The organism is Allobosea lathyri, assembly GCF_900108245.1.
In the GTDB taxonomy this organism is placed as follows: Bacteria; Pseudomonadota; Alphaproteobacteria; order Rhizobiales; family Beijerinckiaceae; genus Allobosea; species Allobosea lathyri.
Map to the genome: position 1 here is coordinate 453441 of NZ_FNUY01000001.1, position 23272 is coordinate 476712.

The window sequence follows — 23272 nt, forward strand, 5'->3', positions numbered from 1 at the left end:
GGCCTGGATCGGGTGGTCGTACCTCTTGGCGTGGATCATGCCATCGCGGGCTGCGCGTTGGGGCGAGCCATGCTCTCATTCGTATCGAGGGGCTTGAAACATGACGATACTGGTGTGCGGGGAGGCGCTCGTCGATCTGTTTGTCCGGACGGACGAGGTTGGTCTGAAAAGCGAAACCGTGCTCGGCGGATCCCCGTTCAATGTGGCGATCGGTCTGGCAAGATTGGGGGTGTCCTCATCGTTTCTCGGCGGCATATCATCCGATGCATTCGGCGAGGCCATCAGGGCGCGCCTCCTGGCCGAGACAGTCGATCTCAGCCATGCCGTCCGTTCCGACCGGCTGACCACGATAAGCGTTGTCGCGATCGATGCGGCCGGCCACCCGGCCTATGCATTTCACGGAGAGAACAAGGCGGATCGCGAGATCCGGGTCGATGATCTGCCGCAGGCGCTGGGTGAGGACGTCACGGCTATCGTGCTGGGCTCCTATACGCTCGCGGTCGAGCCGGTCGCCTCCTCGCATCTGGCCCTGGCGCGCCGGGAGGCCGGCCGACGCCTCATATCGATCGATCCCAATCTCCGGCCGAGCGTGACGCCGGATCTCGCGAAATGGCGAGACCAGTTCGCGAAATTCCTGCCCTTCGCGACAATCGTGAAGGCGAGCGAAGAGGATCTCGCCGTCGCCTTTCCGGGCGTCGATCATCGGGACTTGGCGCAGATGTGGTTTGGCCTGGGCGTAAGGCTATGCGTAGTGACCTGTGGCGCGCGCGGTGCGGTCGCGCTGCGGCCGGGCCGGTCTCCTCTGAGCGTGCCTGGCCTGGCGGTCAACGCTGTCGATACGGTGGGAGCCGGCGACAGCTTCCACGCCGCTCTGCTCGCCCGGCTGGAGCAAGTCGGCCACCTGTCGCCTGAAGGGCTGTCGGGCCTAAGCGATGCGTTGCTGAAGCAGGTCATCGAGTTTGCGGTCGCCGCCTCGGCACTCACCTGTTCGCGGCGGGGCTCCGATCCGCCCGGGCTCGCCGAGATGACATCGGGAACGATCCCGTCGCCTTCTGAAGCGACGGCCTGAACCAGAACGTCCACCCCATCCTAACGCTGCTGACGGACCTGCCATGACACCGATGCCGTTGAATCGCCGGGCTCTCGCGACGCTGCCGCCTTCCGTCGAGGGCCCCCGGTTTGATCCGTCCCGCGTCCGGGCCGGCATCGTGCATATCGGGCTGGGTGGATTTCATCGCGCTCACATGGCGCGTTACACGCATGAGCTGATGGAGCAGCAGGCTGCCGCTCTCGATTGGGGTATCGTCGGCGCCGTGCTGATGCCCAACGACCGGCGCATGATCGAAAGCCTCGCTCCCCAGGACGGTCTCTACACGCTGGTCGAACGCGAGGGCTCGGTGGAACGAGCCCGGGTCATCGGGTCGCTCGCGGGCGTGGTGGATGCGACGGAGTCCAGCGAGCCGCTTCTGGCCGTTCTCGATGATCCCGCCATCCGCATCGTCAGCCTCACAGTGACCGAGAACGGCTATTGTCTGAATGCCGCAACCAAGCGGCTCGATCCCGACCACCGACTGATCCGCGCGGATCTCGCACAGCCCGAACGTCCGCGAAGTGCGATCGGCGTCGTCGTCGAGATGCTGCGCCGGCGCCGAGAGAAGGGATTGTCGCCTCCCACCGTCCTCTCCTGCGACAACATCCAGCACAATGGCGATGTGCTGCGGCAAGCCGTGCTCGCGCTGTCCGCTCTCAGGGACGATGACCTCCGGGGCTGGATCGAAAGTGCCGTGAGTTTTCCCTCGACCATGGTGGACCGGATTACACCTGTGACCGCCCCGGCCGATATCGATGGCCTCGCCTCGCGCCATGGGCTCATCGATCGCTGGCCCGTGGTCTCCGAGAGCTTCAGCCAGTGGGTTATCGAGGACCGGTTTCCCCAGGGCCGGCCGGCCTGGGAGGCCGTGGGCGCGCAGTTCGTCGGCGATGTCGCGCCCTACGAATTCATGAAGCTGCGACTCCTGAACGGCAGCCACCTTGCAGTGTCCGGCCTCGGCCAGCTCGCAGGCCATGTCACGATCGACGAATCTCTGGCCGATGGGCGTATCCGGGCCGTGATGACGGCGCTGATGGATCGGGAGACGGGACCGACGCTTCCGGTCATCCCGGGCGTCGATATCGAGGCTTACAAGGCCAGGCTGGTCGAGCGCTTCGCCAATGCGGCGATCCGCGACACCGTGCAGCGCGTCAACTCGGATGCGCCGATCAACGTCCTCGTCGATCCGATCAGGGACCGGCTGACAACGGGAGGCGACATCACCTTTCTCGCGCTTGCGCTCGCCGCCTGGCTGCGCCGCGTGCGAGGCATCGACGAGAGAGGCGCCCCGCTTCTGGTAACGCATCCTCTCGCCGCTCTTCTCCGGGAGAAGGCATTGGAAGGCGATGCCGATCCGCGCCCGCTTCTGTCGATCGGTTCGCTGTTCGGCGAACTTGCCGATGATCCGCGCCTCGTCGCAGCGGTCGGGCACTGGCTTGAAAGCCTTTATCGCGAGGGCATCGAGGCAACGCTCGACGAAGCCGCGCGACGGGCGGGCTGAAGCCCTCTCGCTGCGGCAGCCTTGGACGTCCTGCTATCGCAGCGAAGCCTGCGCGATGGCGCGCGTCAGACCGCCCTAGCGGTCAGCAGTTGCAGGGCAAGATCGGGGCGGTCGCTCGTGATCTGCGCGATCGGCTGGGCGAGCCAGTAATCGAGCTCGGCGACCGTGTTGGGTACCCAGACGCCAAGCCGCTCGCTTCCGACTATGCCGACGGCACGATCGAGCGCCAGACGCAGCATGGACTGCTCGACGGCTATGGTGCAGCCGAGATCGACGAAGCGGCCAAGGGTGCGGTCGACACCGCCGAATGCCTCGCAGGAGCGGCGGTCGACCGAGGCCAGCCGACGCATGGCAGGCGCCTTGGTCCTGATCTCCTCGATGACTTCGGGGACAAAGCAGGTGAGGACGATGCGATCCGCCAGGCCGCGAGCCTCGACCAACGCGATGACCTTGTCGAGAAGGCAGGGATAGGGACTTCCCAGCGCGTCCATCTTCATCTCGATTTCGAGTTCGATCGCCGTCTGCGCGAAGACGTCGAGAACCTCCGACAGGGTGGGGATCGTTTCGCCCAGCGTATCGTGCAGCGCCACCTTGCCCAGAGCCTCGCGGCTCAGCCGACCGACAGGGCCCTTATGATCGGTGGTGCGCTCCATAAGCGGATCATGGATGACCATGATCTCGCCGTCGCTCGACAGGTGAACGTCAAGCTCGACGGCATCGACCCTCAGTCCGCAGACATTGCGGAAGCCGCTAAGGCTGTTCTCGGCCCAGATGTTTCGCGCGCCACGATGGCCGATGATCCGCATGATCGACGTTCCGCTTTTTCGTTACTGTTCGTATTACTTGCCACTGTCGACCAGCCCCTTCACGAACCAGCGCTGCAGCAGCAGGATGATGATCGTGGGAGGCAGCATCGTCAGCAGCGCCGCATTCATCAGCAAATGCCAGGTCGGCACGGAGTCGCTCTGCGGCATCAGTTTCTTGAGGCCGATCACGGCCGTCGACATGTCGGGATCGGTGGTGAGCAGGAGCGGCCAGAGATACTGGTTCCAACCCATCAGGAAGAGGATGATCGCGAGTGCCACGATGTTCGAGCGCGAGAGCGGCAGCAGGATCAGGCGGAAGAACTGCCAGGCACTCGCGCCGTCGATCCGCGCCGCGTCGCAGAGTTCGTCGGGCACCGTCAGGAAGAACTGCCGGAACAGAAAGGTCGCCGTAGCCGAGGCGATCAATGGAAGGATCAGGCCGGGATAGGTATTGACCATGTTCCAGTCGAGATCGACGAGGGCCTGCAAGCCAAGCCAGCCGCCGAGGATGTTGAGCGGCAATGCGACATTGGCCGCCGATTCATAGGTCGGCACGATGCGGACCTCGATCGGGAGCATCAGCGACATGAAGATCAGCCAGAACGCCGTCAGGCGAAACGGAAAGCGGAAATAGGTGACGGCGAAGGCTGCAATCACCGAAACCGCCAGTTTGCCGACGGTGATCCCGCAAGCGACGATGAAGGAATTCAGCAGCAGCCGGCCAAAATTGGCGCTGCGCAGCACGGTCATCGTGTTCGTCAGAAACTGGTCGCCCGGAAGCCAGGAGAGCGGCACCCGCATCACCTCCTGCTGCGACAGGGAGCCGGTGACGAAGACGAAGTAGATCGGCAGGCAAACGAGGCCAGCACCGAGCAGCAAAATGAGATGGCAGACGATATCGAGGACGGGGGTCCGTTCGTTCATGGCGTGGCGCCTAGACGCTATAGTTCACGCGCCGCTCCACGAAGCGGAACTGGGCGAATGTCAGTAGCAGCGCAAGAGCCATCAGCACCACGGATTGCGCCGCCGAGGAGCCCAGATCCAGGGTGACGAACCCGTCCTGATAGACCTTGTAGACCAGGATCGACGTCGAGCCGGCCGGGCCGCCGCGCGTCGTCGCATCGACGATGGCGAAGGTTTCGAACAGCCCGTAGACGAAATTGATGACGACGAGGAAAAACAGCGTCGGCGCGATCATCGGCAAGGAGATGCGCAGGAAGCGTTGGATCGGCCCGGCGCCGTCGAGATAGGCCGATTCCAGAATCGAGTGCGGGACGGAGAGCAGCGCCGCCACGAGGAAGATGTAGTTGTAGCAGATGTGCTTCCATGAGGCCGCCATCACGATCAGCGCCAGCGCGTGCATCGAGTTGCGGTTCGGGTCCCAGTCGAAACCAGCAGATTGCAGCATCTGGGCGATCGGGCCGACGCGCGGATTGAAGAGAAAGGCCAGCATGATGCCGGCGATGGCGGGAGCGATCGCATAGGGCAGCAGCAGCACTGTCCTGTAGGCGCCGCGGCCGCGCGCGATATGGTTCGTCGCGAAGGCCAGCAGCAGTGCGACCGACAGGGTCAGGACATTCTGCGCCAGCGTGAACACCAGAGTCACCTGCACCGAGGTCCAGTAGACGCTGCTGCGGAACAGCCGCTCGAAATTCTGGAAGCCGACCCATTGGGTCATCGCGCCGAACGGATCGGTCAGCTGGAAGGCCTGCACCAGCGCCCTGATGGAGGGGATGAAGAAGAACAGCAGCAGGATGAAGAGCTGAGGGGCCAGCAGCCAGAATGGCAGGCGCCACTCGTTGAAATGGGCCCGCTTCAACCCGCTCTCTGGCTGGCCGGCGCTGGCGGCCGGCTTGCGCAGGAATGGCCAGCGCAGGCGCGGCACGCGACCGCCTTCGGACAGGGCGGGGCCGGCGCTACTTCTTGCCGGCATTCAGCTGCTCGTACCGGCGCAGGGACTCGTTGCCGCGGCTGACGGCATCGTCGAGCGCCTGCTGGACGGGCTTCCTGCCGAGGAAGGCGGCCGAGACCTCTTCCATGATGGCGACGTTGATCTGATTGCTGTTGCCGATGCGGAATCCCAGCGAATTGTCGGTGGGCGTGCCGCGCATGAGCTGGACAACGGCGATCGCCCGCGTCGGGTTCTTGTCGTAATAGCCTTGCGCCTTGGCGGCCTCGTAAGCCGGCACGGTCACGGGGACGTAGCCGGTCGCCTGATGCCACCAGACCTGGGTGTCGGTCTGGGCGAGGAAATCGTAAAAGGCGGCAACGGCCTTGTACTTCTCGGGCGTGTGACCTTTCAGGGTCCAGAGCGCGGCGCCGCCGATGACGCTGTTTCGAGGCGTCACGCCTTGCTCGTAGGGCAGTTCGGCTGCGTTCCAGTCAAACTTGGCGGCTGCGACCACGGCTGCATGCGTTGCGGTCGAGGCGATGATCGTCGAGCACTCGCCGGAGGTGAACAGCTGGACAGGAATCACGCCCTGTCCGGCGATCTGCATCACGCCCGAACCGATCAGGCGCTTCATGCGCTCGACCTGACCGACCAGCTTGCCCTTGTTGAAAACGAAGCTTGTGTCGAGCCCGTCCATGCCGTTGCGCTTGGTCGCGTACGGAATGTCGTTCACCGCGCTGTAATTCTCGAGGAAGCTCCACTCATAATCGCCGGGAAGGACCATGGCGCATTTCGAAATGCCCTTGTCCTTGATCGCGTTGAGCTGCGGCTCGAGCTCCTGCCATGTCGCGCCGGGCTTGTCGAAGCCCGCGGCTTTGAAATGGTCCCGGTTGTAGAACAGGATCGGGGTCGACGAGTTGAACGGCATCGCCTGCAGCTTGCCGTTGATGGTGTAGTAGCTCACGACCGGCGCGATATAGGTCGAGGGATCGAGCTTGCGGTTCTGCTCCGCCATCAGGTCGGCCGTGGGAACAATGGCTCCCGAATTGACCATGGTCAGGAACGACCGTTCGTTCGACTGAACGATCTCCGGCTGCCGTTTGGCGCGATAAGCGGCGATGGTGCCGTTCAGAACCTCGTCATAGGTGCCCTTGGGGATCGCCTTGACGACATAGTCCTTCTGCGAATCGTTGAACTTCTTGACGAGTTCATCGACCCGCTCGCCGAGCGCGCCGCTCATCGCATGCCAGAATTCGATTTCGGTTGCGGCGCGGGCTGGCCCCATGCCGGTTAGCACCAGGGCACCCGCGCAAGCCAGAGCGCGATAAAGCGGTCGCATCACAGCCTCCCTTATCATTCTGCGAGCATATGCTCATTATTGAAATAGATGCTCGCACACTGGCGCTTTATGTCAACCGTCGAAGACAGATTGATGACGCCTTGCGGGATTCCAGCTTTTGCTGGGCCGGCCGTGACAGGTCGGCCATCGCAACGCGTGATGAGCCCGCGATCGGCGCGCGCGGGCGCATCGGCCGGAGCGGGCGCGGTCGGCATGTACCAGGTGAGACTGTCTAATCCGCCAGGATGGCGCGGGCGGTGGCTTCGTCGGTGATGAGCCCGTTGACGATGCGGCCCGTCAGTGCGGCGCGAAGCGGCAATATTTTTGCAGCACCTTGGCCGATGCAGATCCGCAGTCTCGGACTGCCGGGTTCAGGCGGAACGCTGGTCACCCGCAGGTTCGTGCCTCGATCGAGGATTTTTCCCGCCGCATCGAAGACCCAGCCGGTCACCTCTCCAACAGCGCCGTGCCTCACGAGTTCCAGCAATTCGCTCCGGGTCATGAAGCCGTCGCGGTAGAGAACGGCGTCATCGCCGATCTGGCTGATGCCCATGATCCAGAGATCGGCCTCGCCGGCGATGGCGCGAATCCGCCGCACGGACTCGATCTTGAGCAATTGCTCCCGCTCTTCCGGACTGGAGACGTAGAGCGGCAGCGGCATCGGAAAGTGCTGCGCCTTGGTGATCTCGGCCAGCTTGACCAGCGTGTCGAACGGGCTCGCCGAACCATCCGGCGAGATCGTGCCGACGAGCGACACGAGCCGGTGAAGCGGGCAGGACATCGGCGAAACGCGCTCGATGCTGGCGCGCATCGAGCGTCCGGTCCCAAGCGCCATCACCAGGGAGGTTCGTGATTTCAACCAGCGCTCGATCAGGAGCCCACCGAGCGAGGCAACGCCAAGACTGGCCGTTTCGCCCGAACCGTCGGATGGAGCGACGTCGCAATGCAGCAACTCGTAGCGGTCGCGCAGGCGTGCCGCCAATTCCATGCAGGCGTTGATCGGGTGGTTCATCCGGAAGCTGATCAGCCCCTCGGAGCGGCACAGCGAAACCAGGCGTTGCGCGGCAGGCCGCGAGATATTCAGGGCTTGCGCGATGTCGTCCTGAGTCCGGCCCGCGATATAATAGAGCCAGCCGGCCCGGGCCGCGTCGTCCAATCTGGAATTGTCGCCATCGGCCATTGGATGTCAGCGCGCCATGACGGGTGACAGCTCGTGCCAGGCGTCGATCACCCGGTCCGCCCCGGCTTCGACAAGTGCTTGCCGCTGATCGAGGATGGCGAAATGGCTGCCGGCGGTCAGGCCGTAGGCTGTCATGCCCGCAGCCTTTGCTGCTGTGACGCCGCTGACGCTGTCTTCGATCACCAGGCAGCGGTCAGGGGAAATGCCGCGCTCGCGAGCGGCGAGAAGGAAAAGGTCCGGGGCCGGCTTGCCAAGTTTCACGCGGGTCGTGCTGAAGATTCGTCCCTCGAAGAGGTCCCACAACTCCGTGGCGCGCAGGCAGTGCTCGATACGCTCCTCGTCGCTGGACGATGCGACGCAATAATCCGCTCCGAGCGCCTCGACGGCCTGCCGGACGCCGTCGACAGGCTTCAGCCCGGCGGAGAATTCCGCAAAAAGGCGGGCTCGCCAGCTCTGCGTGAAGCTGTCGGAAGCGGGGCTGCCGGTCAGTCTCTCATAATCCTCCAGGACGATGCTCGACGAGCGCCCGAGATAGCGGCGCATCACATGCTCGACATCATATTCCGGATCGAAGGGCGACAGAATGTCGGACAGGATGCGGCAGCTGATCGTCTCGCTGTCGACCAGCACCCCGTCGCAATCGAGGATGATGAGATCGAAGGGGAGTGCAGCAGCGTTCATGGATCGAGAGCATGTCTGAGCATTTGCTCCAGCATAGAGCATTTGCTTGAAATACTGTCAAACCACTCAATGTGACCTACCGAGCTCCCGATCGAAATGAGCGGCGCGCTGCCAAAGTTCATATCGCTCGCGATAGGCGCCGACCATAGCAGCATCCGGCTCGAAAATCTCGACCGCGCCGGCTGGAGGCAGGCAGACAGAAGACGGGTCTTCTTTGGTCTGTGCCAGGCGCGCCAGCCGCGCTGCGCCGAATGCCGCGCCGGTCTCGCCGCCGGAGCTGCGGCGCATCGGCATGTCCAGCACATTGGCCAGGATCGTCAGCCATAGCCGCGAACGCGAGCCTCCACCGATGACCTGTGTGCTCTCGATCCGGCCGCCACCGCTTTCCATCGCAATCTTGCCGTCGCGAAATGCGAAGGCGACACCTTCCAGCACTGCAAGCGTCATTGCGGCACGATTCGCCTCATGCCCGATCCGCGCGAAGCCACCGCGCATATAGGGATCGTTATGCGGCGTCCGCTCGCCCGAGAGATAGGGTGTGAACAGCACGGGGGAGGGGCGGTCGGCGGTCTCGCCGAGCGGCGCCAGCAATTGCGCCTCGGTTTCACCGACGATACCGGCCCACCAGCTCAGGCTGGCGGCGGCCGATAGATGCACCGACATCTGGTGCCAGAGATCAGGCAGGGCATGACAGAACGCATGGATCGCGCCTTGAGTGCGAGGTTCGAAGCGAGCGGTCGTGCGCCACAAGACGCCGGATGTGCCCAGCGACAGGAAGCTGTCGCCGGGCGCAATGGCGCCCAGCCCGATAGCCCCGGCTGCATTGTCGCCCGCTCCCCCTGCCACCAGCGGCGGCACGGCAAAGCCGAGTTGCCGGCTCAATTCCGGCCGTAACCTGCCGGCGGCGTCACAGCCTTCGACAAGGCGCGGCATCTGGCTGCGGTCGAGGCCGCACGCGGCAAGCATCTCGTCCGACCAGTCGCGCCGGGCGATATCGAGCCAAAGCGTTCCCGAGGCGTCCGACATGTCCTCGATGGCTTCGCCGGTCAGCGCGAGACGCAGATAGGCTTTCGGCAAAACGACCCGCCGTAATCGCTCGAAAATGTCAGGCTCGTGCTTGCGGACCCAGGCCAGCTTGGGCGCGGTGAAGCCGGGCATGGCGATGTTGCCGGTCAACGCTCGCGATGTCGGCACCATGGCTTCGATCTCGATGCACTCGGCTGACGACCGGCCGTCATTCCAGAGAATGCACGGACGAAGCGGCCTGTCGCGATGGTCGAGCAGCACTGCCCCATGCATCTGGCCGGAGAGGCCGATGCTGACGCAGGCACGGAAACCCTCTGGTTGGGCATCCCTTATCTCGGCGAGAACGGCGAGAGTCGCTTCAATCCAATCGTCGGGATCCTGCTCCGCCCAGAGCGGCGCCGGGCGATGAACAACAATTTCACGCGCAGCGCTGGCGAGCACGCGTTGCTCGTCGTCGACGAGGATGACCTTGATCGAGGATGTCCCGAGGTCGATGCCGATATAAGTCATCGAGCGCGTTCTGGAACGAAGGGTACGGCAATCGCGTGGGTACCATGCTGGTAATGAGGGAAATTACTGCCCCAGAGCCCGGCTGCGGCCTTATCAATCAAAGCATCTGCAGACGCCCCGTTCCGCGAACTGAACGGAGTGCCAAGCGCATTGGCTGCATTGCGCGGAAAGATGTGTTGCGACATCGAAAATGCTATCCCACAATAGAATTCGACAGCTTTATGTTACGAATTACGTTTAGTTGAGGTCAAGCTGACGGTAGCCGATAATGCGCCAGAAATACTTGGTCGCGACCGCGATGAGAATGGATCGGGAACTGATGAGCGACAAACCGCTCCAACGCCGATCTAAGGGGCGACTTTCTCAACGGCATCCGTCAACTTCAGACATTGGCTCGACGCCGGAAAGCAACCTGGTCTGCTGTATGGTGCAAGGTCGGCCAAGTTCCTCTGCGGACCAACACTCGTTCAAACGCGCTTCGTGCTGTTCTCTTGCCGGCGCAGCGCCTTGAGCCGGCCGATCAGATTGCGAGCTCCCATCAATATATGCTGCTCGAGATGGTCCTTGGCCCGTTCGACATCGCCCTGGCGGCAAAGTTCCAGGAGCAACTGGTGCTCCCTGTGCATTTTCTCGCGACCCCCCGTTAGCCGGATCGGGAGGGGGAAATGGCGATAGGCATTGAGATAGAGCTTGCGGATCAGCGCCAGTGTCTGAGGCCGATTGGATGGGGCGTACAGCGCCGCGTGAAAATTCCAGTTCAGGCTCGACCAATGCTCGTCACGCTGGTCGTCAGCCATCTGCGCCAATAGCGCCTCGGCATCGAGATAGTGCTGCTCGGTGAGCAGAGGCATGGACTGCTCCAGCAGCCAGGTCTCCAGGCGCGCCCGAATTTCGTAGACTTCCTCCAGATCGTCGATCGACAGGCTGGATACGACCGCGCTCTTATGGGACTTCATCGTCACCAGCCCTTCGGCTTCGAGCTGGTGCAAGGCTTCGCGGATCGGCAACTTTTGCATCGCGTCGGCCTCCTGCCCGAGCATGCCGAGCGTTACCCGCACCAATTCTCGGGCGGTCAACGCCAGCGCATCGCAATCGCGCGGGCCCTTTCTCTTTCTCCCGACTTCATCATCGCCGACGAAGCCGTCTCTGCCCTCGATGTCTCGGTCCGCGCACAGGTGCTTAACCTGCTCGTAGACCTGCAGGAGGAGCGGAACTTGACCTTTTTATTCATCTCCCACGATCTTGGGACGGTGCGACAATTCGCTGACCGGGTGGCGATCATGCAGGGTGGAATGCTGGTCGAGGAAGGCGAGACCGAGCAGATTTTCGAGGATCCGCGGGAGGAATACACCAAGGCGCTGCTGCGCGCCGTCCCGCGCATGACGCCTCGAAGCGACCGGCGCCGTCGCCCACTTCCCGCACCATGATCGAGCCTGCGTGCGACAGCGAGGCGCTGACTCAGGTCCTGATCGACACGCCTTACGGCGGTATCCTGCTTGGCATTGACGAGCGGCGCGCGCCCCTGACGGCCGCAAATTTCCTCGCCTATGTCGATCGCGGTTTTCTCGCACAGGCCAGCATCTATCGCATCGTCACCCTGGACAATCAGGCACCCGGCAACAGCCACCCGATCGAGGTCATCCAATGGGGCTGGCCGGCGCCCGATGCAGGTTTTGCCCCGCCGCTACCGCCCGTGCCGCATGAACCGACCTCTCAAACAGGCTTGCGCCATCGCGACGGGACACTGTCGCTTGCCCGCAACGCTCCAGGCAGTGGTGGGCACGGCTTCTTCATCTGTCGCGGAGACCAGCCCGAGCTCGACGAAGGCGGCCGCCGCAACCCCGACCTGGCCGGCTTTGCCGCTTTCGGCAGGATTTTGGCTGAAGCCGAAACGATCTCTCGCATAATGGCCAGAGCGGAGCGGACGGAATATCTCCAGCTGCAAATACCGATTCTGGACGTTCGCCGCCTAATGCGGGCGTAATTTTTCGCAATTCGACAGCAGGCACGACGGGCTCTGAAAGCGCCAGTCGATGGGCACGCTTCAGTCTCGCCGGACCATTTGCCCTGAGCGTGACCGCTGCTCTGACGCGTAGTTCAACAATTCCATCGCCGTACGCGAAGGGCCCGCCGACATGGCGGGCCCTCTTTCGATAGACCGATGCGAAGAGTTCCCGGCGCAATGCGCTCAGGCGTTCTCCAGCTCCCGCTTCATCTCGTCCATGTCCTGGAAACGGTCGGCGAGACGCGGATGAGCCCGGCTGTTGTCGCAGGCGCCGATGGCGACCAGCACCTCGTCGGCGGCCGGGGCATCCGGGATCTGGAAGTTCGCGGTCAGGAAATGCGAGCGCTTGCCGGTTTCGCTCTTGTGGATCATCGGCAGCGAGAGCAGTGCGCCGGGCGCATTGCGGGTGTTGGTGAAACTGAGAAAGGCCGTGCCTTTGACGGCGTCGCGGAACATGTTGCCGAAGCGCAGCGTGTGGATCAGCGCCGAGGCATGCTCGATCTCGCCATTGGTGCCCACCGCCGCCGCCTTGCCGTAGGCCTCGACCTCTTCGGCCGGCATCAGCGCGACCAGGCGCTTGGTCAGCTCGGTGCCGAGATGGGGCGCTATGCGCAGGATCTCGGGCCGCAGGTTCTCGACGAAGCCCTGACCGGCCCAGGGGTTCCGCAGCACGGCGGCGACGATGACCATGCGGACCGGCCGGTCGGTGGCCTTGCCGCCCTCGATGAAGGTTTCCTCGACGAAGGTCGAGATCTTGCGCAAGCCGAAATCCATGGGGTGTCCACCTGTTGTGATTGTCCGATGCCGCCGGAGGTTAGCGGTCCCGTTCCGCGAACGTCTTCCGTCGGATCGCTGGAAGATCGTCCTGACTACCCCTGCGATGCGGGGTAAGGTCAGGGATGCTGGCAGTGGAGGGGTGAATGGCGGATCAGGCATCGCAGATGCGCTCGTTGCGGGATGTCGCAAGCCGGATCAATTCCGACGGCGATCTCGAAACGATCCTGCGCGACCTCATCCACGCCGCCTGCGAGCATGGCGGCTGGACACTGGGATCGGTCATGGCGATCGAGGCGGCTCATGGCGAGGCGCACGTCATGGTCAGGCATGATCCGACGCTGCTGCGCCGGCCGCTCGAGAACCGCTGGGAGCTGGCGACGAGTCCCGCTTTGATCGCTCTGCAACGCAACGAACCGGTCTACATCCGCGACGCCCGCGCCTCCGACGAGTTTCCGGGCTATCGCCGCGAGGCCTTCGAGCGCGATTATCGAACCGTGCTGGTGCTGCCGATGAGCTGCGCCGATGCCGAAGGCCGGCCGATGGTGCTGAACGTCGTCTCGCGCGGTATCACCGAGGTCTCGCCGGACGATCTCGCCTTCATGAGCATGATCGTCCATCTCGGCGGGATCGCGGTCGAGCGCGAGCACCGCCTGCGGACACAGCGCCAGGCCGCCGGGCAGTTGCAGAAGGCGCTGCAGACCCAGACGGCGCTGCTCCAGGAGGTGCTGTCGGGTGGCTCGACCTCGGCGCTATCAGCCATGCTGGCCGATCTGTTGCCCGAGCCCGTGCTGGTGGTCGATTTCGCTGGCAACACGCTCGTCGCGAGCCGCTCGCCGGTGCCGCTGCATTTCGACGATACGGCATGGCAACGGGCGGTCGATGCCGGCCTCGGCAGTCAGATCGTCGCGAACGCGCGCGACTCCGTGGCGGCAGGGCGAAGCGAACCGCAGAGCCTGCGCCTCGATGACGGTTCACGGCGCCTGCAGCCGATGGCTCGCATCGAGCCGCTCAACGTCGATGGACAAGCTGTCGGGGCGCTGGTGATCTTTCACACATCGCAGGCCAGCGGCGATCTCGAGCGCCTCCTTCTCGACAGCGTGAAATTCGCTCTCAGCGTGCAGATGATGCGCAGCGTCATCCGCTTCCGCTTCGAGACGCGCACATTGACCGAGCTGTTCTTCGAGATCGTCGAGCGGCGCTGGCGCGATGCCGAGGATGTGCTGCAGCGCGGCCGGCGCCTCGGACTTGCTCTGGGTGCTCCGGCCCGCATGGTCGTCGTCGATTTTCCCGACATGCCGTTGCTCCCGGCCGATATCGCGGTCGACAGCCACCATGCGGTGACGCGACTGGCGCGGCAGCAGAATGTCCAGGCCAGCGTCGTCGCGGTCGGCAGCGGGCTGGTCTGCCTGCTCCCCGGCAATGAGGAGGGCGATCTGGATCGTGTGACCCGCCTTGCGCGCCGCATGGTCGAGACCTTGCGGCACAGCTTCAACCGGGAGCCGATCGTGGTTCTCGGCGGCCTCTGCGAAGGGCTCGACACCTATCCCAAGGAATGGGAGCGCTGCTGGCGGATGATCCGTATCGCGCGCGCTTTCGGTCGCACGGGGACCCTTTCGGCCTCGGATTTCGGCCCGATGCCGATGCTGATCGGCGCTGCTGAATCGGCCGATGTGCGCAGTTTCGTCGATGGCAGCATCGGCATCGTGGTCGCGCATGACCGCAAGCACGACACACCCTATCTGGAAACGCTCGCCGCCTATTTGCGTGAAGGCTGCCGCGCCCAGGCCTGCGCCGATGCGATGGGGCTGCACGTGACGACGCTGCGCTACAGGCTGGCGCGCATTCAAGACCTGTTCGGCATCGATCCCGAGACGCCCGACCGCCGTTTCGCGATCGAACTCGCCATTCGTCTCCATGGCGTCATCGAGAACGGGAACGCGGCCGGTCGGTGACCGTGAAGCGCATCAATTCCTACGGTCCAGTGAGGAAGTTGCCGCTTTCATCCTTTCTTTCATAGGAAGAACAGGCGATGCCTGCCGCCTAGCCTGTCACCACGATCCAAGATCGATCGAGGTGAAGCGCATGCTGGCCCAGGCCGTTACCACTCAAAATGCCGTCGACCCGGTCGCGCTGCGCCGTGCCTTGGGGACCTTCGTGACCGGCGTGACCGTCATCACGACCCATGACGCAGAGGGCATGCCGCGCGGCATGACCGCCAATTCCTTCACCTCGGTTTCGCTCGACCCGCCGCTGCTGCTGGTCTGCGTCGGCCGCGGCGCCCACAGCTTCGCAGCGTTCAACGCCAGCTCCTCCTTCGCGGTCAACCTGCTGCATGAGGGGCAGACGGATGTCTCCAACCTGTTCGCTTCGAAGGCCGCCAACAAGTTCGATACGATCAGCTACGATCGCGTCCATACGGGATCGCCGATCCTGACGGACTGCCTGTCCTGGTTCGATTGCACGGTTCATCGCCGCGTCGATGCCGGCGACCATGTCGTGCTGATCGGCGAGGTGCAGGCCTTCGGCACCAGCCCGTCCGCGCCGCTTGGATTCTGCCGGGGTCGCTACGCCAACGTCAAGGATCCGCTGCCGCCGGGCTGGCTCGCCTCCCATGGCATGATCGTGGGCTATCTCATCGAGGCTGACGGGCATCTGCTGCTGCGTTCGGACGGCAAGGGTGGCTGGGTGCTGCCCAGCGCCATGCGCCGGATCGCGGACAACGAACTCAAGCTCGAAGGCGGCGACGCGCTGACGCTGGTTCCCGACGACACCTTTCTCTACTCGGTCTTCGACGTCGCAGATGGCGACCCGGGCTACCTGATCTACCGCGCCCGCCTCGCGCAGGATCCCGGCTCGGCGGCCCTCTCGGCGGGGCTGAAATTCTTCCCCCTCGACCAGCTTCCCTACGACCATATTCCGACGCGCGAGATCAGCGCGATGCTGCGCCGCTATGCGCGCGAAAGCGCCAGCAAGCGCTTCGGAATCTACATGGATTCCAATGATGGCGGGCGTCTCGCCATGGTCGGCGAGGCCCAGCCCTGGGCGAGCAGCCCGCAATCCTGAGTTGGCAGAGCAGAACGCATGAAGACCACCGTCAAGACCCTCGAAGGCTCGCGCCAGAACCTTTTCATCGACGGCCGTTTCGTGGCCCCGAAGAGCGGTGCGTATGTCCAATCCTATGATCCGACGACCGGCGAGCCCTGGTACGAGTTCGCGCAAGCCGACGCGGCCGATGTCGATGCCGCCGTGCGCTCGGCGCGCGCCGCGCTGGTCAATCCCGCCTGGCGGCGCCTGACGCAGACCGATCGCGGCAAGCTGGTCCGCCGTCTCGCCGAGCTCGTGCTCGAGAACGCCGACGAGCTGGCGATGATCGAGTGCCGTGACAACGGCAAGCTGCTCAAGGAGATGCGCGCCCAGATGCGGGCGATACCGGACTCCTATCTCTATTTCGCGGGAATGGCCGACAAGCTCCAGGGCGACACGATCCCGGTCAACAAGCTCGACACGCTGAATTTCAATCTGCGCGAGCCGATCGGCGTCGTCGGGATGATCATCCCCTGGAATTCGCCGCTGATGATGCTGACGGGCACGCTGGCGCCCTGTCTCGCCATCGGCAACACCATCGTGGTGAAACCCTCCGAGCATGCGACGGCCTCGACGCTGGCGCTGGCCGAGCTCGTCATCGAGGCGGGGATTCCGCCGGGAGTCGTCAATGTCGTAACCGGCGACGGCGCGACGACGGGCGATGCGCTGACGCGCCATCCCGGCATCGCGAAATACGTCTTCACCGGCTCGACCTTCACCGGCCGTAAGATCGCGGGGAACGCCGCCGAAAACCTCGTGCCCTGCCAGATGGAGCTTGGCGGCAAGTCGCCCCACGTCATCTTTTCCGATGTCGATATCGACAAGGCGGTGAACGGCGTCGTCTCCGGCGTCTTCGCTGCTGCCGGCCAGACCTGCGTCGCGGGCTCGCGCTGCTTCGTCGAGCAGCCGATCTACGACCGTTTCGTCGAGGCGCTGGTCGAGCGCACGCGGCGGATCAAGGTCGGCCATCCCCAGGTCGAGGACACCGATATCGGACCGCTGGCGCTCTCCGCGCAACTCGCCAAGGTCGAGGACTATGTCTCTTCCGGGGTGCGGGAGGGGGCGAAGATCGCAGCCGGCGGACGCAAGCCGCAGGACGGCGAACTCGCGCGCGGCTGGTATTTCGAGCCGACGGTGATGACCGAGGCCAGCAACGACATGCGCTTCATGCGCGAGGAGATTTTCGGGCCCGTGGTCGGCGTCGTGCCGTTCAAGAGCGAGGAAGAGATGATCGCGCTCGCCAACGACACCGAATACGGCCTGGCATCCGGCATCTGGACCCAGAACATCGACCGCGCGATGCGCTTCGCCCGCAACATCGAGGCCGGCACCGTCTGGATCAACACCTACCGCTCCGCCGCCTACATGTCCGCCAACGGCGGCATGAAGAACAGCGGCTACGGCCGCCGCGGCGGCTTCGAGGTCATGCGCGAATTCTCGCGCCTGAAGAACGTGGTGATCGACTATTCGGGCGCCATGCAGGACCCGTTCGTGATCCGCCTGCGCTGAGCGGTCACGGCCATAAGCCTAGAACGGAGGACACCATGAAATTCGCCGTTTCCATCAGCATGGAACGCTTTTCGCCCGACGCCTCGATGCAGGACGCCGTCAAGAACTTCCGCACGCTCGCGCGGATCGCCGACGAGGGCGGGTTCGAGACCTTGTGGACTGCCGAGCATCACACCATCGAGTGCACGGTCTCGCCCAATCCGTTCACGGTGCTGACCTGGCTCGGCCAGCATACCGACCGGATCAGGCTGGGCACCGCGACGCTGGTCGCGCCCTACTGGTCGCCGATCCGGCTGGCGGGCGAGGCCGCGCTCTGCGACCATCTGACCGGCGGCAGGCTCGAATTCGGCATCGCGCGCGGCGCCTACCAGTATGAGTTCGACCGCATGGCCGGCGGCATTCCGCAGCAGGAAGGCGTCGCCTTCATGAAGGAACTGGTGCCGGCGGTGCAGAAGCTCTGGGCCGGCGACTATGCCCATGACGGGCATTACTGGAAGTTCCCGCTCGCGACCTCGGTGCCCAAGCCGCTGCAGCAGCCCCATCCGCGCATCTGGGTGGCGGCGCGTGATCCCGGCACATTCGACTGGGCGGTCGGCATCGGCGCCAACATCCTGTCGACGCCGCTTTCGGCCCCGGCGGCCGAGGTTGGCATTCTCGGCGAGAAGTTCCGCAAGGCCGTGGCCGACCATCCCGAACATCCGCGCCCGCGCCTGATGATGCAGCGCCGGACCTGCGTCTACGACCGTCAGGACGACTGGGAGACGGCCGTGCGCCATTCGGTCGATTACGGCCGCTATTTCGAGAACCTGATGCAGAACATCGGCACCGTGACCAACGGTTTTCCCGAAGCGGTTCCGTTCGAGACCGTCGCCAATCGCGACAATTACAACCCGCAGGCGGTTCGCGAAAACCTGATGTTCGGCACGCCGGACGAGGTCATCAGGAAACTCCAGGTCTATGAGGATGCCGGCGTCGACCAGTATTGCCTCGGGCTGTCGTTCAACCTGCCTTTCGAACTGCAGGTGAAGACGCTGCGGCTGTTCATCGACGAGGTGATGCCGCATTTCGCCGCCCGCGAACCGGAGCGCGCCGCATTGCCGCGCTTCGCCGCAGCCGGGTACTGAGCCATGGGCGCTGCGACACAGGCGGCGCGCGCGCCGAAGGACGAGGGCGCGACGAGCCTGACGATCGGCGACGTCACCCTGAACTATCGCCTGCAGGGCAGCGGCACGCCGCTTATCTGCATTCACGGCGTCGGCTCCTATCTGGAAGCCTGGGAGGGGGTGGCCGAGCGTCTGGCGGATCGGTTCCGCATCCTGACCTTCGATCTGCGGGGTCATGGCCGCTCGACCAAGGTCGGCGGGCGCTATGAGATCGACGATTTCGTCGGCGATGTGCTGGCGCTGGCCGACCATGCCGGGTTCGAGACCTTCCATCTCGCCGGCTTCTCATTGGGCGGGCTGATCGCGCAGCGCCTGGCGCTGACGCATCAGGAGCGGATCCAGCGGCTGGTGCTGCTCGCGACCGTGGCCGGGCGCACCGAGGACGAGCGCGAGCGTGTCGCGTCCCGCCTGGCGGCGCTGCAGGCGGGCGACCGGGGCTCGCATTACGACGCCTCGCTGTCGCGTTGGCTGACCGAGGATTTCCAGGCGCGCAATCCCGAATTGATCGCGATATTGCGCCGGCGTAACGCCGAGAACGACCCGGAATGCTACGCCGCCTCCTATCGCGTGCTGGCACAGACCGATTTCGGCGGCCTGCTCGACCAGATCCGCGTGCCCGTGCTGATCGCCACGGGGGAGGAGGATGCCGGCTCCAACCCGCGCATGGCGCACTACATGCACGAGCGCATCGGTGGCTCGGAATTGCACATTTTGACTGGCCTCCGTCATTCGATCCTGACCGAGGCACCCGAGCAGGTGGCCACGTTGATGCGTCGATTTCTCGGCAGCAATTCCGGAGATGCACGATGATCGTCGAGGAGCGAATCTACCGCATTCGCAACGGGCGGATGGGGCGTTATCTTCAGCTGGTGCGCGACGAGGGGCTGGCGATCCAGCAGCCCATTCTCGGACATTTGATCGGGTATTTCACAACCGAGATCGGCCTGCTCAGCCACGTGACCCATCTCTGGGCCTATACCGATTTCGAGGACAGGACGCGGCGGCGCCAGCAGCTGGCGGATGATCCGCGCTGGCAGGCCTTTCTGCCGAAGCTGTCGGAGAACATCGAGCAGGCCGAGAATCGCATCCTGTTGCCGACCGATTTTTCGCCGCTGCGCTGAGGGTGTGGACCACGTGACGCGCCGCGATTGCACTTGCCGCTTTTCCGATAAGGGACAGCAGTATTCATCCTCCGGATCGCAGGAAGACGGGCAACGCGAGCGGGCCCTTAATCCGTAGCGGCGGGGGTCGGACAAGCCCGAAGACATCGGGCGCCGAGAGGAGGGGTTTTCGGATATGACCGAGCGACTGCAGATCCAGAATCTGTACAAGATATTCTCCGCCAACCCGGAGGCTGCCTTGCAGATCCTCGCGAATGGCGGGGACAAGAACACGGTGTTCGACAAGCTCGGCGCGGTCGTCGGGCTCAACAACGTGTCGTTGAGCGTGCCGCAAGGCGCCATGTATATGGTCATGGGCCTGTCGGGCTCCGGCAAGTCGACGCTGGCGCGCTGCATCAACCGGCTGAACGAGCCGAGCGCCGGCAAGATCCTGCTCGACGGGCGCGATATCGTGCCCCTGAAGGAAGAGGAGTTGCGCGAGGTTCGCCGCACCCGCATCTCCATGGTCTTCCAGCATTTCGCGCTCCTGCCCAACAAGCGCGTCATCGAGAACGTCGAATTCGGACTGAAGCTCCGTGGTGTCTCACCGGCAGAACGTCGCCGCCGGGCCGACGAGGTGCTCAGCGTCGTCGGGCTCGCGCGCTGGGGCTACCATTTCCCCCATGAGCTGAGCGGCGGCATGCGGCAGCGCGTCGGCCTTGCCCGCGCGCTCGCGACCGATGCCGACATCCTGATCATGGACGAGGCGTTCAGCGCGCTCGACCCGCTGATCCGCACCGAAATGCAGGACGAGCTGCTGCGTCTGCAGCGCACGCTGAACAAAACCATCCTGTTCATCACCCATGATTTCCAGGAGGCGCTCAAGCTCGGCACGCGCATCGCCATCATGTCGGAGGGCGAGCTGGTTCGGGAGGGTACGCCCCAATCGATCGTCCTGGAGCCGGGCAGCGACTATGTCGCGGCCTTCACGCGCGAAATCGACCGGGCCAGACTGTTTGACGCACGCTCGGTGATGCGTGCGACGGCGCCGATCCTGCAATCGGAGCGTGGCATCCTTGTCGGCGATGCGGCGGGCGCCGCGGGGCCCGGCTTCGTGCTCGACGGCGAGGGCAGGGTGCTTGGCGCACTCGACGCTGCCGCGCTCGGTCGCGCTCGCGCCAGCGGCGAAATGGGCACGCCAAGCAGCGACTATGTCAGCGTCCCCGGCAACGCCAAGCTCCTCGAAGTCGCGCGCAGCTATCGCGACGGCCGGCCGATCGCGGTTGTCGATGAAGACGGCAGGTTCGTCGGCACGCTCGGTGTCGATGAGCTGCTTTCCCGAATTTCCTCGACCTCCGCCAAAACCGCCTCAGCTGGAGATCGCCATGTTTAAGGCCGACGATCTTGCCATTTTCCCGATCGACAGCTGGATCCAGCATGGCGTCAGCTGGGTCGCGCTCAACCTGCGCCCGCTCTTCCTCGCCATCAAATGGCCGGTTGAAGCGCTGCTCAGCCTGAACGACGCGGTGCTGCACGCGATTCCGTTTCCGGTTTTCGTCGTCGGCTTCACCTTGCTGGCATGGCGCCTGGCGACCCCCGGCATTGCCGCTTTCAGCGCGATATCGCTTGTGGTGATCGCGATGCTCGGCGTCTGGAACGAGGCGATGACGACGCTCTCGCTGATCTCGACCGCAATCGTGTTCTGCGCGGTGATCGGCATCCCGATGGGGATTTGGTGCGCGAGCAGCGACCGCGTCTGGAACGTGGTCCGGCCGATCCTCGACATCATGCAGACGACGCCGAGCTTCGTCTATCTCGTGCCGGTGGTGATGCTGTTTGGCGTCGGTACCGTGCCGGGCGAAGTCGCCGTCGTCACGGCCGCGGCGCCGCCGCTGATCCGCTTCACCAATCTCGGCATCCGCATGGTCGAGCACGAGATCGTCGAGGCCGGCCTCGCTTTCGGCGCCGACAAGCGACAGCTCCTGTTCGAGATCCAGCTCCCCCTTGCCATTCCGACCATCCTCGGCGGCCTCAACCAGACGGTGCTGACCGCGATGGTGCTCTCGGTCGTCGTCGCGATGATCGGGGCCGAGGGACTGGGCCTCGTCGTCCTCCAGGGACTGGGGCGGCTCGATGTCGGTCGCGCGGCGGTTGGCGGTATCGCCATCGTGCTGCTGGCGATGGTGCTCGACCGCATCACCCAGAAGCTGGCGGAACCCAGGCGAGGCGGCGCGGCGCAAACCTCGCTGCTCGCGACCGTGATGCGGCTCTTCAAGGGCGGGCGGCCAGAAGAGCCAGCGGCCACTGCGATCGCGGCCAAGCAGGCGCTCTGACGCCCATCGCTGCAAGGCAAGGCCGCAGGAATAGCCGGCACGCGATGGCGCGCCGGCTCGAAGACCCGCCGCGAGGCGGTCAGGGGAACCATAAGACGATCGAACAGATCGGCACCGAGCAGGAGAATGCAATGACAGGTACAAGCAGATTGAAGGCATTGGCGGCGGCCGTCGCCATGGGCGCGCTCGCATTCGCGACGATCCCCGCGGCTGCGCAGGAACTTCCGGGCAAGGGCAAGACCGTCCGCTACGCCCAAAGCGACAGCCTGGGCGCCAATTATGTCGTCGCGCAGATCATGATGAAGGCGATGAAGCAGCTCGGCTACGACGTGAAGCTCAGCACCGTCAATACGACGCTGTTCTTCCAGGCGGCGGCACAGGGCGACCTCGACATCGCAACCGACGTCAATTTCCCGCAGCGCGAACCCGGGTTCCGCGCGGTCGAGAAGCAGGCCGAGATCGTGGGTGCCGGCCTGATCGTCGGTGGCGGCATCAATGGCTATCTGATCGACAAGAAGACCGCGACCGCCCACAACATCACCACGCTCGAGCAGATGAAGGATCCCAAGATCGCGGCGCTGTTCGGCCGGGACGGCAAGGCGGATCTGATCAATTGCGATCCCGGCTGGAGCTGCGGCGACGTGGTCGACTTCCAGATCGACAAGTTCGGCCTCAAGGACACCGTCAAGTCGATCCGCGGCAAATACGAGGCGCTGATGGTCGAGGCCGTCGCGCGCGTGAAGCGCGGTGAGCCGGCGTTCTTCTACGCCTGGAGCCCATCCTGGATGAACAATGCCCTCGTCCCCGGCCAGGACGTCGTCTGGCTGCCGACACCGGCCGACGCGCTGCCGCCCTCCGTGCCGAACAAGGGCTCGGCTCTGGTCAGCGGCGTCAAGGGCTGCGCCGGCGGCGCCGATCCGTGCCGCATGGCGATGTCCTCATGGAACTGGTCTGCCGTCGCCAACAAGGGCTTCGTCGCTGCCAACCCTGCGGTGAAAGCCTTCGTGGAGCAGATGAAGTTCCCGCTCGAAGACTGGTCGAATTGGGAAGCCAGCATCAACAAGAATGGCGGTAGCACTGCCCTCGTGACCAAGATGGCCGATGAGTGGGTTGGCTTGCATAAGGGCATGTTCGACGGCTGGATCGAGGCCGCTCGTTCGACAAAATGAGGCTGGTTGTTTCAGGCCGGGCAAGCGAGCGTCGGAGCCTTCGGGCCGGATCGCCCTGCGAATGGCGATGCTCGACCAGGCAGCGCTTCCCGGCAAAGCTAGGGCTGG

General features: G+C 64.3%; 22 protein-coding genes. 13 read left to right on the forward strand and 9 right to left on the reverse strand.

Annotation, left to right across the window (positions count from 1 at the left end; translation table 11 throughout):
- Positions 1-100: 100 nt before the first annotated feature.
- Both C4S73_RS02065 and C4S73_RS02070 read left to right on the forward strand, forming a co-directional pair.
- Positions 101-1069, forward strand: coding sequence for a carbohydrate kinase family protein (locus tag C4S73_RS02065; protein WP_103870783.1), 969 nt, complete (start codon positions 101-103; stop codon positions 1067-1069).
- Between the two features lie 43 nt (positions 1070-1112).
- Positions 1113-2591 carry a mannitol dehydrogenase family protein gene (locus C4S73_RS02070; RefSeq protein ID WP_103870784.1) on the forward strand — a complete coding sequence of 493 codons (1479 nt, stop codon included), beginning with the start codon at positions 1113-1115 and terminating at the stop codon, positions 2589-2591.
- Positions 2592-2656: 65 nt separating this feature from the next.
- Here the strand turns inward: C4S73_RS02070 and C4S73_RS02075 are convergent, their stop codons facing one another.
- The 8 genes from C4S73_RS02075 to C4S73_RS02115 all read right to left on the reverse strand — a co-directional run bounded on the left by C4S73_RS02075 (position 2657) and on the right by C4S73_RS02115 (position 11064).
- Positions 2657-3397: a glycerophosphodiester phosphodiesterase family protein gene (locus C4S73_RS02075; protein WP_244595399.1), complete on the reverse strand. Its 741-nt coding sequence runs from the start codon at positions 3395-3397 to the stop codon at positions 2657-2659.
- A gap of 33 nt (positions 3398-3430) precedes the next feature.
- Positions 3431-4321 carry an ABC transporter permease subunit gene (locus C4S73_RS02080; RefSeq protein WP_103870786.1) on the reverse strand — a complete coding sequence of 297 codons (891 nt, stop codon included), beginning with the start codon at positions 4319-4321 and terminating at the stop codon, positions 3431-3433.
- 10 nt (positions 4322-4331) lie between these two features.
- On the reverse strand, positions 4332-5330 hold the full coding sequence (locus C4S73_RS02085; RefSeq protein ID WP_103870787.1) for an ABC transporter permease subunit: 999 nt from the start codon (positions 5328-5330) through the stop codon (positions 4332-4334).
- The gene (locus C4S73_RS02090; RefSeq protein ID WP_200827897.1) at positions 5314-6627 is read right to left on the reverse strand and encodes an extracellular solute-binding protein; all 1314 of its coding nucleotides are present in this window, start codon (positions 6625-6627) and stop codon (positions 5314-5316) included. Before C4S73_RS02090 ends, C4S73_RS02085 begins: the two co-directional genes overlap by 17 nt.
- Before the next feature lie 232 nt (positions 6628-6859).
- Positions 6860-7807 (reverse strand): sugar-binding transcriptional regulator, encoded by a 948-nt coding sequence (locus C4S73_RS02100; protein ID WP_103870789.1) that lies wholly within the window; start codon positions 7805-7807, stop codon positions 6860-6862.
- Positions 7808-7813: 6 nt separating this feature from the next.
- The gene (locus tag C4S73_RS02105) at positions 7814-8488 is read right to left on the reverse strand and encodes an HAD family hydrolase (RefSeq protein WP_103870790.1); all 675 of its coding nucleotides are present in this window, start codon (positions 8486-8488) and stop codon (positions 7814-7816) included.
- Positions 8489-8554: 66 nt separating this feature from the next.
- Positions 8555-10024: a xylulokinase gene (xylB, locus tag C4S73_RS02110; protein WP_103870791.1), complete on the reverse strand. Its 1470-nt coding sequence runs from the start codon at positions 10022-10024 to the stop codon at positions 8555-8557.
- Between the two features lie 467 nt (positions 10025-10491).
- On the reverse strand, positions 10492-11064 hold the full coding sequence (locus C4S73_RS02115) for a GntR family transcriptional regulator (RefSeq protein ID WP_103870792.1): 573 nt from the start codon (positions 11062-11064) through the stop codon (positions 10492-10494).
- On the opposite strand from C4S73_RS02115, the gene C4S73_RS02120 reads away from it, so the two are divergent.
- Positions 11035-11451 (forward strand): ABC transporter ATP-binding protein, encoded by a 417-nt coding sequence (locus C4S73_RS02120; protein WP_280177567.1) that lies wholly within the window; start codon positions 11035-11037, stop codon positions 11449-11451. The genes C4S73_RS02115 and C4S73_RS02120 overlap by 30 nt on opposite strands.
- Complete coding sequence (locus tag C4S73_RS02125; protein WP_200827898.1) at positions 11448-12008, forward strand: peptidylprolyl isomerase; 561 nt, start codon at positions 11448-11450, stop codon at positions 12006-12008. The genes C4S73_RS02120 and C4S73_RS02125 overlap by 4 nt, the downstream gene beginning before the upstream one ends.
- A 204-nt stretch (positions 12009-12212) precedes the next feature.
- On the opposite strand, the gene C4S73_RS02130 is transcribed toward C4S73_RS02125, so the two are convergent.
- On the reverse strand, positions 12213-12803 hold the full coding sequence (locus C4S73_RS02130) for an amino acid synthesis family protein (protein ID WP_103870794.1): 591 nt from the start codon (positions 12801-12803) through the stop codon (positions 12213-12215).
- Positions 12804-12949: 146 nt separating this feature from the next.
- Between C4S73_RS02130 and C4S73_RS02135 the strand changes: the two genes are divergently transcribed.
- The 9 genes from C4S73_RS02135 to proX all read left to right on the forward strand — a co-directional run bounded on the left by C4S73_RS02135 (position 12950) and on the right by proX (position 23164).
- Entirely contained in the window at positions 12950-14758 is a 1809-nt protein-coding gene (locus C4S73_RS02135; RefSeq protein WP_103870795.1) for a helix-turn-helix domain-containing protein, read from the forward strand.
- A gap of 130 nt (positions 14759-14888) precedes the next feature.
- The gene (locus C4S73_RS02140) at positions 14889-15869 is read left to right on the forward strand and encodes a flavin reductase (RefSeq protein WP_103870796.1); all 981 of its coding nucleotides are present in this window, start codon (positions 14889-14891) and stop codon (positions 15867-15869) included.
- A gap of 18 nt (positions 15870-15887) precedes the next feature.
- Positions 15888-17399, forward strand: a complete 1512-nt coding sequence (locus tag C4S73_RS02145; protein WP_103870797.1) for an aldehyde dehydrogenase — start codon at positions 15888-15890, stop codon at positions 17397-17399.
- A 35-nt stretch (positions 17400-17434) separates the two neighbouring features.
- A complete protein-coding gene (locus tag C4S73_RS02150) occupies positions 17435-18523 on the forward strand; it encodes an LLM class flavin-dependent oxidoreductase (protein ID WP_103870798.1) in 1089 nt (362 codons plus the stop codon).
- Positions 18524-18526: 3 nt separating this feature from the next.
- On the forward strand, positions 18527-19372 hold the full coding sequence (locus tag C4S73_RS02155) for an alpha/beta fold hydrolase (protein ID WP_103870799.1): 846 nt from the start codon (positions 18527-18529) through the stop codon (positions 19370-19372).
- The gene (locus C4S73_RS02160) at positions 19369-19683 is read left to right on the forward strand and encodes an NIPSNAP family protein (protein WP_103870800.1); all 315 of its coding nucleotides are present in this window, start codon (positions 19369-19371) and stop codon (positions 19681-19683) included. The genes C4S73_RS02155 and C4S73_RS02160 overlap by 4 nt, the downstream gene beginning before the upstream one ends.
- 175 nt (positions 19684-19858) lie before the next feature.
- Complete coding sequence (locus tag C4S73_RS02165) at positions 19859-21055, forward strand: quaternary amine ABC transporter ATP-binding protein (protein ID WP_103870801.1); 1197 nt, start codon at positions 19859-19861, stop codon at positions 21053-21055.
- A complete protein-coding gene (locus C4S73_RS02170) occupies positions 21048-21995 on the forward strand; it encodes an ABC transporter permease (protein ID WP_103870802.1) in 948 nt (315 codons plus the stop codon). The genes C4S73_RS02165 and C4S73_RS02170 overlap by 8 nt, the downstream gene beginning before the upstream one ends.
- A 131-nt stretch (positions 21996-22126) precedes the next feature.
- Complete coding sequence (proX, locus tag C4S73_RS02175) at positions 22127-23164, forward strand: glycine betaine/L-proline ABC transporter substrate-binding protein ProX (RefSeq protein WP_103871250.1); 1038 nt, start codon at positions 22127-22129, stop codon at positions 23162-23164.
- Positions 23165-23272: the final 108 nt, after the last annotated feature.